Origin of the sequence: Streptomyces sp. NPDC085481 (assembly GCF_044541845.1) — a bacterium.
Classification (GTDB): Bacteria; Actinomycetota; Actinomycetes; order Streptomycetales; family Streptomycetaceae; genus Streptomyces.
Window position 1 is genome coordinate 120,541 of the sequence record NZ_JBITTJ010000016.1, and the last position, 10,849, is coordinate 131,389.

The 10,849-nt window shown below is 71.5% G+C and carries 9 protein-coding genes; 6 read left to right on the top strand and 3 right to left on the bottom strand.

Annotation, left to right across the window (positions count from 1 at the left end):
* Positions 1-83 precede the first annotated feature (83 nt).
* From ACIGEZ_RS29000 to ACIGEZ_RS29020, 5 genes are all read left to right on the top strand, one after another.
* Positions 84-377, top strand: coding sequence for an ArsR/SmtB family transcription factor (locus ACIGEZ_RS29000; RefSeq protein WP_399836665.1), 294 nt, complete (start codon positions 84-86; stop codon positions 375-377).
* On the top strand, positions 374-760 hold the full coding sequence (locus tag ACIGEZ_RS29005) for a VOC family protein (RefSeq protein WP_399836667.1): 387 nt from the start codon (positions 374-376) through the stop codon (positions 758-760). The genes ACIGEZ_RS29000 and ACIGEZ_RS29005 overlap by 4 nt, the downstream gene beginning before the upstream one ends.
* Before the next feature lie 75 nt (positions 761-835).
* On the top strand, positions 836-2,116 hold the full coding sequence (locus ACIGEZ_RS29010; RefSeq protein ID WP_399836670.1) for a hypothetical protein: 1,281 nt from the start codon (positions 836-838) through the stop codon (positions 2,114-2,116).
* Positions 2,117-2,329: 213 nt separating this feature from the next.
* Positions 2,330-3,307, top strand: coding sequence for a helix-turn-helix domain-containing protein (locus ACIGEZ_RS29015; protein WP_399836672.1), 978 nt, complete (start codon positions 2,330-2,332; stop codon positions 3,305-3,307).
* A gap of 80 nt (positions 3,308-3,387) precedes the next feature.
* Positions 3,388-4,008 (top strand): L-threonylcarbamoyladenylate synthase, encoded by a 621-nt coding sequence (locus tag ACIGEZ_RS29020; RefSeq protein ID WP_399836675.1) that lies wholly within the window; start codon positions 3,388-3,390, stop codon positions 4,006-4,008.
* A gap of 26 nt (positions 4,009-4,034) precedes the next feature.
* Here ACIGEZ_RS29020 and ACIGEZ_RS29025 read toward each other — a convergent pair whose 3' ends face one another.
* Together ACIGEZ_RS29025 and ACIGEZ_RS29030 are read right to left on the bottom strand one after the other, a co-directional pair.
* Entirely contained in the window at positions 4,035-5,099 is a 1,065-nt protein-coding gene (locus tag ACIGEZ_RS29025; protein WP_399836678.1) for a ferritin-like protein, read from the bottom strand.
* A gap of 215 nt (positions 5,100-5,314) precedes the next feature.
* Positions 5,315-7,588, bottom strand: coding sequence for an MMPL family transporter (locus tag ACIGEZ_RS29030; protein ID WP_399836681.1), 2,274 nt, complete (start codon positions 7,586-7,588; stop codon positions 5,315-5,317).
* Positions 7,589-7,823: 235 nt separating this feature from the next.
* Between ACIGEZ_RS29030 and ACIGEZ_RS29035 the strand changes: the two genes are divergently transcribed.
* Positions 7,824-9,659: a glycoside hydrolase family 15 protein gene (locus ACIGEZ_RS29035; protein ID WP_399836684.1), complete on the top strand. Its 1,836-nt coding sequence runs from the start codon at positions 7,824-7,826 to the stop codon at positions 9,657-9,659.
* Positions 9,660-9,730: 71 nt separating this feature from the next.
* Here ACIGEZ_RS29035 and ACIGEZ_RS29040 read toward each other — a convergent pair whose 3' ends face one another.
* On the bottom strand, positions 9,731-10,693 hold the full coding sequence (locus ACIGEZ_RS29040) for a serine/threonine dehydratase (protein WP_399836687.1): 963 nt from the start codon (positions 10,691-10,693) through the stop codon (positions 9,731-9,733).
* Positions 10,694-10,849 lie beyond the last annotated feature (156 nt).

Consider the following 10,849-nt stretch of genomic DNA (forward strand, 5'->3'; position numbering starts at 1 on the left):
ACGGTGGCTTCCCGAGTCCACCACAGCCGTCGGCGGGCGCCCCCGCCTTGATAGGCAAGTGGATGCTTGCATATGGTGGAGGAGTGACAGAGGATGTGTTCAAGGCGCTGGCCGACCCCAACCGCAGGCGGATCCTCGACGGACTCGCCGAGCGGAACGGTCAGTCGCTGTTCGAGATATGCGCACGGCTCACGACGCGGCACGGCCTCGCCCTGTCCCGGCAGGCCGTCAGCCAGCACCTCGCCGTGCTCGAGGCCGCCGGGCTCGTCACCACACGGCGCGAGGGGCGCTACAAGTTCCACGATCTGAACACCGAACCGCTCGAGCACATCGTGACCCGGTGGCTCGGGCCGAAAGACCCGGAGAACACGCCATGAGGATCCATCTGAGCAGCGTCCTCGTCGACGACCAGGACAAGGCCCTGCGCTTCTACACCGACGTCCTGGGATTCGTGGCCAAGCACGACGTCCCCGTGGGCGAGCACCGGTGGATCACCGTCGTCTCGCCCGAGGACCCCGAAGGCACCGAACTGGTCCTCGAACCGGACGCCCACCCCGCCGTCAAGCCCTTCAAGGCGGCCCTCGCCGAGGACGGCATCCCCTTCACCTCGTTCGCCGTGCAGGACGTCCGCGCCGAACACGCCCGCCTGCGCGGCCTCGGCGTGCAGTTCACCCAGGACCCGGTGGACATGGGCCCGGTCACCACCGCCGTCTTCGACGACACCTGCGGCAACCTCATCCAGATCGCCCAGACCAACTAGGACCGGTGCTCCTGCCCGGGCACCGGGCGGAGCCCATGGGAGTCGGCGCGGGCGGATCGCCTAGGATCTCGCCTCATGGTCAAGACGACGCGCAGATACGCCGCATTTCTGGGATCCGCCCTCCTGGCGCTCGCCTCGTGCCTGGTGGCGGCGGCCCCCGCCCAAGCCGCGATGCCCTTCGGAGAGGTCGACGCGGCGACCGTCGCGACGTTCCAGCTGCGGGCCGGGGACACGTTCACCAAGAACGACGAGGCGATCAAGGCCGTCGAGGCCCAGGGCGCGGTGACCGTCCGCAACTCCACCCAGGTCCTCACCTCCGGCGGGCGCACCGGGCGGAACGGCCTGTGCCACACCACCGGGCTCGCCGCGTCCCTCAACCCCGGCGGCTTCTGCTGGGACAAGGGCGACGACACCTCCAACTCGTACACGGACGCCGGCGGCTGGACTCCCCAGGGCCTGACCGGTTCGTACGACGCCCAGCCCGACGGCAAGGTGGACGGGCGCACCGCCTTCCTGGCCTCCTGGCACTTCAGCCGGGGCATGCAGGCCGGCGGAGCGCACGTCGCCAACGAGTTCAGCCGGGTCAGCCTCGTCGACTCCGCGGACGGGCAGATCCGCTACAACCACCTGCTCCTGGTCCGCCCCACCGTCGACGCGAACGGCAAGGGCAGCTTCACCGGTGTCTCCAGCCACAGCGACGGCGTGGTCTGGTACGGCAACAAGGTGTTCGTCGCCAACGGGCGCTGGCTCCAGGTGTACGACCTGCGGCACATCTGGCAGGTCAACTCCAGCACCGAGGCCGTCGGCGTCGACGGCTCGACGTCCTCGGCCCGGTGGAGCAGCTACGCCCTGCCGATGATCGGCGAGTACGTCACCACCGACGACGGCGGTGCCTGCTCGGTCGGCACCGGCGACCGGCCCTGCCTCAACTCCCTGAGCCTGGACCGCACCGGACAGGACGGCCTCGTGTCCGCCGAGTTCAAGCCGGGCGCGGCGGGCGGCCGGGTGATCCGCTGGGCCCTCAACGCCGACACGGCGCTGCCCTACGGCCACGCCACGGTCGCGTACTCCTCCCCGATCTGGGCCATGCAGGGCGCCGCCACCGACGGCACCGACTGGTTCCTGGCCGGTGACTGCCCCTCCGGAGTGGGCGGCGGCTCGGGCGACCCCTCGGGCGCCTCGTACTCCTGCATCCACAAGGCGCGGGCGAACGCCGCGCCGCACGTCATGACGACGGCGCCCGTGTACACCCAGAACCTCGGGTACGCGCCGTCGACGGGCCGGATCTGGGGGCTGAACGAGCGGATCAACTCGACCAACGGCGTGCGGGTGGTCTTCTCCGTCGACCGTGGCTGAGGGGGCGCGTCCGGGGCGGGCGCGTCTCCCCCTGTCCCGGGTAGCGGCCCGTGACCTCGACGCCCTGGACCTGCTGGGCCTCCTCGACGACCGACCCGACGACGGCGCGGCCGTCCGCCCGCCGCCGGGCCGGTCGTTCCGTGATCCGGCCGATGTGACCTAGCGTTGGCCGGAGTCGCCGAGGAAGTGGGGGGTTACGAGATGTGGTCGACGGTGACCTCGACGGGTCTGCCCGCGGGGGACAGGTTCGAGTGGTTCTCCGACCTGGTCACGCGCAAGCTCGCGCCGATCGCGATCAGGCAGGAGCTGAGCGACCCCTTCGAGGGCGACGCGACCGTCCTCGACCTGGGTCGCGTGACGGTGTCGACCTTCACGTACACCCCGCTGCGCTCGCAGCGCACACCGGCGCTCATCCGGCAGAGCGACCCGGAGGAATACCACCTGGCGCTGCTCGCCCAGGGCACGACCTGGTTCTCGCAGCAGCGCACCCAGTCGGAGCAGACGGTCGGCGACATGGTGATGTGGGACACCTCCCGGCCCTTCGAGTCCGGCAGCCCCAACAACGTCCAGCAGATCCGGGCCGTGGTCATCCAGGTGCCGAAGAGCGCGGTGCCGCTGCGGCCGGACCGCGTCGAGCGGCTGCTCGCCCGGCGCCTCGCGGGCAACACGGGCATGGGCGCCGTCCTCGCCCAGTTCCTCGGCACCGTCGCCGCCCACGGAGCGGACTTCGCGCCGCACGAGCTGGCCCGCCTGGACGGCGTCGCCCTCGACCTGTTCGCCGCCTGCGCGGCCACCCACCTCGACGTCGTCGACGAACTCCCCGGCGAGGCCCGGGCCGAGGCCCTGCTGGCGCAGATCGACGCCTTCGTCGACCACAACCTCGCCGACACCGCGCTGACCCCGGCGGCCATCGCCGCCCACCACCACATCTCGGTGCGCCGCCTCCACCTGCTCTTCCGCGGCCGGGAGGAGACCGTCGCCGCCTCCATCCGGCGCCGCCGGCTCGAACGCTGCCGCGCCGACCTGGCCCGCCCCGAACTCCTCGGCCGCCCCGTGCACGCCATCGCCGCCCGCTGGGGCTACCCCAACGCCGCCGTCTTCAGCCGCGCCTTCCGCGCCGCGTACGGCATGAGTCCCACGGACTTCCGCGGGCAGGCGGTGCACCGCTGGCGTACGCGCGACGCGAAGTGAGCGCGGCGGCCCCGGCGCGCACGGAACGGCGGTGGCGCGTGGTGGCGCCGGGGCGTCATCTCATCGCGTAGGGTCGGAAGATGGCGAAGTACTTCGACGTCCACCCGCAGACCCCGCAGTCGCGCACCATCGGCACGGTGGTCGACCGCCTCCGTGCCGGGGACCTCATCGCGTATCCGACCGACTCCTGCTTCGCGCTGGGCTGCCAGCTGGGCAACCACGACGGTCTCGAACGGATCCGGTCGATCCGGCGCCTCGACGACCGCCACCATTTCACCCTGGTGTGCGAGAACTTCGCGCAGCTGGGCCAGTTCGTGCAGATCGACAACGACGTCTTCCGTGCCATCAAGGCGGCGACACCCGGTCCGTACACCTTCATCCTGCCCGCCACCAGGGAAGTGCCGCGCCGCCTGCTCCACGCGAAGAAGAAGACGGTCGGCGTCCGCATCCCCGACCACGTCGTCGCGCGCACCCTGGTGGCCGAGCTCGGTGAGCCCCTCCTGTCGAGCACCCTGCTGCTGCCCGACGAGGACGAGCCGATGACGCAGGGGTGGGAGATCAAGGAGCGGCTCGACCACGCCCTGGACGCCGTCCTGGACTCGGGCGACTGCGGCACGGAACCGACCACGGTCGTCGACTTCTCCAGCGGCGAGGCGGAGATCGTACGGCGCGGAGCCGGGGACACCACGCGCTTCGAGTGACGGGGCGCGCTCGCGCGCTCCGTGGGTCACGCGTCCGTGTAGAGGAACTCCGGTCCGTACGTCCTTCCGCTGCCGTCGGAGAGTTGGCGTGTCCTCAGCTTCAGGGCGGCGATCTTGATGCGGGACATCTCGATGACGGCCGCCGTCATCAGGTCGTCCGCCACGGTGGCGTCGTCCGTCTGCCAGACCTTCTCCAGGGCGCGCAGCATCGTGCTGTACGCACGGTTGGCCTGGTCGAGGAGCACCTTGGTGTCGGGGTCGGGTATCGCCGCGCCCGAGGTCACCCAGCCTCCGGGCGGCACGGTCGCCATGGGGAAGGCTTCGGGCATCGGAATCTCGTCCCCGGTGAAGTCCCAGCGATCCGGGTTCTCGGAGACCTTGATCAGTCTGCGGCCGCGGAAGATCTCCCGGAAGACGTAGTAGTGGGCGAGCTCCGGGCTGGGGCCGGGGTGCGGGTTCGCTGGTGACGCCGTGGTTCCCTCGCCCTGTTCCTTGATCACGGCGATGGCCTGTTCGACGTCGGCGAGCGACGTGATCGCCACGATGCTGTTGCCCTCCCCGTGGTGGGCCATGTCCTTGACCAGCTGCCGGCCGCCCGTGATCAGGTCGGGCCGGGCCCGGAAGGCGTCCAGGATCGCGGAGTAGAACGCGCCGATGGAGGTGTGCGTGCGCGCCTCGGCCAGGGGTTCGTCCGGCTCCTCGATCCGGGAGAACAGCTCCGCGGTCTCCTTCGACATGCCGCTCAGCGAGACGACCAGCCCGGGTCGGACTCCGCCGGGCAGCGGTCCGGGATAGACCGGCACCACGTCCTGGCCCGCGAGCCGGGGGGCGCCGCCGATCGTGGCGAGCAGATTTCCGACGAGTCCCAGATGGGACATCTCGTCGAAGACGATGCGCTTGATGGCCTTCGGCACCTGCGCGTTCTGATCCTTGACGGACCACATCGCGCACAAATACGGCGGCAGCGTGGCGAGTTCCAGCATCGCGGCCTGCTGCAGGGCTTCCTCGAGCCAATGCGCGTCGCGGCGCTCGCCGCGTTCCTGCATCAACTCGACGATCCGGTTGCTTCGGTATCCGGGAAGTGTGGTCATCGAGAATCCCCTTGGAATGGGGCGCATTGGGACATGTCCCACGTTACGTGAGTGGGGGCGGGATGGCGCGCCCTCGACCGGGGCCCACTCGTTCCGCGGGCCTTGTCAGCCGTACGGAGGACCCCTTTCGGCGCCGGGCAGAAAGGGCTTTCTGCCAAGGTCACCTTCGAGGTCACCGGCTCGACGGGCACGCCGGAGGTCGCCGAGTTCGGGACCTACGCCGACTGACTCCTCTCCGCCTCGGGCTCGAGCGCGCCCTCGCCCTCCGTGTCGAGGTGGGGCAGGATGCGGTCGAGCCAGCGCGGGGTCCACCAGGCGTGCTTTCCCAGCAGGGTCATCACGGCGGGGACCAGCAGGAGCCGGACGATGGTGGCGTCGATGAGGACGCTGGCCGCGAGGCCGAGGCCGAGCATCTTGACGACGATGTTGTCCGAGACGATGAAGGCCGCGAAGACACTCACCATGATGAGCGCGGCGCAGGTGATCACCCGGGCGGTGATCTCCAGCGCGTGCGCGACGCTCGCCTTGGGGTCGCCGGTGCGCAGCCAGGCCTCGCGCACCCGCGACAACAGGAAGATCTCGTAGTCCATGCTCAGGCCGAAGACGATCGCGAACATCATCATCGGCACGTAGCTCTCGATGGGCACCTTGCCGGAGACGCCGAGGGCGGGGCCGCCCCAGCCCCATTGGAAGACGGCCACGACGACGCCGTAGGAGGCGGCGATGGACAGCACGTTGAGGACGGCGGCCTTGACGGCGACCAGGAGTCCCCGGAACACGATCAGGATGACGAGGAAGGCCAGCGCGACCACGACCGCGATGATCAGCGGCAGTCGGCTGGAGACGATGTCGAGGAAGTCCACCTGGGCGGCCGTGGTGCCGGTGACGTACCCGTGCGCGCCGGTCCCGGCCACCGCCTGCGGCAGTACGTCGTCCACCAGGTGGTTGGTGAGCTCCGTGGTGCGCTCGTCCTGCGGGGAGGCGACCGAGTAGGCGGTGCCGATCAGCACGTCGCCGTCCGAGGTGGCGCGCAGCGGGGTGATGGAGGCGGCGTCGGGGACGCCGGTGAGGGACTGCTGGAGCTTGGTCGCGAGCGCCGGCCGGTCGCCGGCCGGCACCGCCGACTGGTCCACCACCAGCGTCAAGGGCCCGTTGGCACCGGGTCCGAAGGCCGTGGAGATCAGGTCGTAGGCGCGCCGGTCGGTGAACGACTCGGGATCGGCGCCGTCGCCGATGTGGCCGAGCTGGATGAAGAGCAGCGGGAAGGCCAGGACGAGCAGGGCCACGACGCCGCAGACGAGGAAGGTCCAGGGACGCTTCTCCACCCGCTGCGCGTAGCGGTGCCAGGTGCCGTGTGCCGGGGCGCCCGGCTCGGCGTCGGTCTCGGCGACGGGTTTGCGGACGTGGTAGCGGTCGATCCGGCGGCCGACGAGCCCGAGCATGGCGGGGACCAGGGTGACGGCGGCGATGACGGCGGTGACCACCGTGAACGCGGCCGCCAGGCCGAGTTTGCCGATGAAGGTGACACCGGAGACCCACAGCCCGGACAGGGCGATGATGACGGTGCACCCGGAGACCAGGACCGCCCGGCCGCTGGTGGTGGTCGCCAGGCCGGCCGAGTCGGCGGGATCGCGGCCGTCCATGAGGTTCTGGCGGTGACGGGTGATCAGGAACAGCGCGTAGTCGATGCCGACGCCGAGGCCGATCATCGTGGCCAGGGTCGGCGAGACCGTGCCGAAGGTGAACGCCGCCGCCATCAGACCGAGCAGCGCGAGTCCGCAGATCACCCCGATGAGTGCGGTGACCAGCGGCAGGACGGCCGCGATGACACTGCCGAAGCCGATCAGGAGCACGACGATCGCGACGGCGAAGCCGATGGCCTCGCTGGTGCGGTCGTCGGCCTCCGGTCTGGCCAGTTCGCCGAGCGGGCCGCCGTACTCGACGGTGATGCCCGCGTCGCGCAGCGGCTGTACGGCCTTGTCGACGCCGGTCAGGTACTCGGTGCCGAGGGTGGACGGCGGGACGCTGAAGCGCATGGTGATGTACGCGGTCTTGCCGTCCGTGGACAGCGGGCCGGTGTCGGGCGTCGAGGAGGGGGCCGGCGGGGGCGTGCCCGGCGGTGGCAGCGGGTTCTGGGCGGTGAGGACGTCCGGGAGCTTCTGCAGCGCCTCGACGGCCGAGTTCACCGCGGCGGACTCGGCCGTGAGCGGCCCGGAGGGACGGTTGAGAACGACCTGGGCCCCGTAACCGCCGGCTGCCGGATCGTGTGCCTTCAGGACGTCCAGGCCCTCCGCGGACTGCACCCCGGGGAGGGCGAAGTCGTCCGAGTACTCGCCGCCCACCGCCCGGTTCACGATCTGGAGTCCGACGAGGGCCGCCAGCCAGAGCACGATCACCACGACGAAGTGCCGGGCACACCAGTGCCCGAGCCGGTAGAGGGCGCCCTTCTGCGTCGAACCGCTGCCCTTGGCCGGGCTTCCTGCGTTCATGGCACCGCCGAGTCCGGATAGGAGTGTCCCCGAGCGGAAGAAACCGCGCTCACTGTGCCGACGGCGTGGTGGCCGTCGCTGTCGAGTGTTCGCTCTCCGCGTGGCGGCGGCACCTCGGGTGCCGCCGAACGGGCTGCGTCCGGGAGCCGCCCGCCGGGTGGCCGTATCCCGGGCCGTCGTCGACGGCGCCCGCGGTCGAGCGGCCGCATTCCGCGCCGTCGCCGATAGTGGAAGGGTGAAGCGCTATCCGCTCATCGCCGATCACGGCCTGGTGGGCGATCTGCAGACCGTCGCGCTCATCTCGGACGAGGGCGTGGTCGACTGGTTCGCGGCCCCCCGCTTCGATTCGCCGGGCATCTTCGCCGCGCTGCTCGACCACGACCGGGGCGGGTACTTCAGGCTCTCCGTCGACGCGCCCGACGTGACGGTGAAGCAGCTCTACTACCCCGACACGGCCGTGCTGGTCACCCGTTTCATGTCGCCCGACGGCGTGGGCGAGCTGATGGACTGGATGCCGCCCGACCGCACCGGCCGCCCCACCGACCGGCACGCGATCCTGCGGGTGATGCGGTGCACCCGCGGCACCGTCACGTTCACCCTGGAGTGCCGGCCGCGCTTCGGCTTCGGCAGCAACCCGCACGAGACGAGCGTCGACGGGCGTACGGCCGCCTTCCGGGCCCCCGGAATCGCCGCGTTCCTCCAGACGAACGTCCCCCTGGCGCAGGACGGCTTGTACGACGTCCACGGCAGCCTCACCCTCCACGAAGGCGGTGTGGCCGGCGCCGCCTTCACCGTGGCGGGGCCGGAGGAGCCCGCCCCGCCGCTGCCGCAGCCGGGCGAGGTCGAGGCGGCGCTCTGGGAGGCCGTCGACTTCTGGCAGAGATGGGTGCGTACCGCGCACTACCGCGGCCGCTGGCCCGACATGGTGCACCGCTCGGCCATCACCCTGAAGCTGCTCACCTATCTGCCCACGGGCGCCCCGATCGCCGCGGCCACCCTCGGCCTGCCCGAACTCGTCGGCGGCGAGCGCAACTGGGACTACCGCTACACCTGGATCCGGGACGGTGCGCTCGCCGTGCGGGCCCTGCTCGACCTCGGTTTCGTGGACGAGGCGGCCGCCTTCACCGGCTGGCTCACCGACCGCGTCACCGAACGGGCCGGCGCGCCCTCCGCCGGGGGCCGCCCACTGCAGATCATGTACCGGGTGGACGGGGACCCGTGGCTGCCCGAGGAGATCCTGGAGGACTTCGAGGGATACCGCGGCTCCGCGCCCGTACGCGTCGGCAACGGGGCGGCCGACCAGCTGCAGCTCGACATCTACGGCGAGGCCCTCTACGCACTCGCGCAGGGGCGCGGCCTGGACATCCGGCCCACCTACCGGGGCTGGCAGGCCGTGTCCGCGCTGCTCGACTGGCTGGCCAAGTCCTGGGACGGGCCGGACGAGGGCATCTGGGAGACCCGGGGCGGGCAGCGGGACTTCACCTTCAGCCGGGTGATGTCCTGGGTGGCCTTCGACCGGGGGCTGAGCCTCGCCGACGAGTTCGGCCGGCCGGCTGCCCGGGAGGCCTGGCGGGCCGCACGCGACGAGATCTTCACGCAGATCATGCACCGAGGCTGGAGCGAACGGCGCCAGGCCCTGGTCCAGTACTACGGCGGCGACGTCCTCGACGCCGCCCTGCTCCTCATCCCCCGGGCGGGCCTCCTGCACCCCACCGACCCCCTGTGGCTGAGCACCCTCGACGCCATCGAACGCGGACTCGTCCAGGACAGCCTGGTCCACCGCTACGACCCGGGCGCCTCCCCGGACGGGCTTCTGGGCTCGGAGGGCACGTTCAGCCTGTGCACCTTCCTCTACGTCGACGCGCTGGCCCGCGCGGGGCGGGTCAGGCAGGCCCGCTTCACCTTCGAGAAGATGCTCACGTACGCCAACCACGTCGGCCTGTTCGCGGAGGAGATCGGCCCGACCGGCGAGCAACTGGGCAACTTCCCGCAGGCGTTCACGCACCTCTCGCTGATCATGGCGGCGACGACCCTCGACGAGGCCCTGGACGTCCTGGCGCCCCGCGGGTGACGCGGACGCTTTCCGGCACAGGGATTCCCGGGGGCCGGCCGGCCTGCCTTCCGGGCCCCCTGAGCCGGGCGCTACCGCGCCGGCCCCACCAGGTCGCCGGGATCCGTGTTGGCGCCGCACAGGACGATGCAGACCTTCTCGCCGCTCGCGGGCCGCCAGCCGGGCGAGGTGAGGGCGGCGTACGCGGTGGCGGCGGCGTGTTCCACGGCGATGCGGTGCCGGTCCCACAGGTCGCGGCGGGCGCGGACGATCTCGGCGTCGGGGACCAGGACGGAGCGGACGCCGTCCTGGCGGGCGGCCTGCAGGGCGGCGGCGGAGGCGCGGCGGGCGCCGAGCGAGTCGGCGGCGACGGAGTCGACGGTGACGTCGACGAGGCCGTCGGCCTCCAGCGCGGCGTTGAGGGCCCGGCAGTTCTCCGGTTCGACCGCGATCGTGCGGATCCCGTGGTGCCGGGCCGCGGTCGCGACCCCGGCGAGCAGGCCGCCTCCGCCGACCGATACGACGACCGTGTCGAGACCGGGGATCCGCTGGTGGATCTCCTCCATGAGGGTGCCGGCGCCCGCGGCGATGAGCGGGTGGTCGTACGCGTGGGAGGCGAGCGCACCGGTCTCGGCCGCGAAGGTCTCGCAGGCGGCCAGGGCGTCGGCGTACTCGGTGCCGACGAGCCGCACGTCGGCGCCGTAGGAGAGAAGCCTGTCCACCTTCACCTCGGGGGCGGTGGTGGGCAGGAACACGGTGGCGCGGACGTCCTGCCGGCGGGCGGCCCATGCACAGGCGAGCCCGGCGTTGCCGCCGGAGGCGATGGTGACCCCGGCGGCGGGCAGGGTGCCGGCTTCGCGGTGGGCCAGGAGGAAGTTCTGCGCGCCGCGGGCCTTGAAGGAGCCGGTGTGCTGCAGGTACTCCAGCGCGAAGTGGACCTCGTCGGCGGGGGCGATCGAGACAGGTCGGATGTGCGCGGCGATGCGGTCGGTGGCCGCCTTGACATCGCCGTAGGTGAGGGACGAAGGGTGCTGGTGGGAGGCCGATTCGGTCATGCGGAAAGGCTAGCCGCGCAGAGCCGTATCGGACGTGCGAAGTCGGCCAACGCCCCTTGGTTCAGCCACTTTCGGTCAAGTTTCCGGCTCGGTTCCGCGCCCCGTCTGTCACCTTCGCGCCTTCCGGCCGCCGAATGGACCTGAGTATTCAGGCAC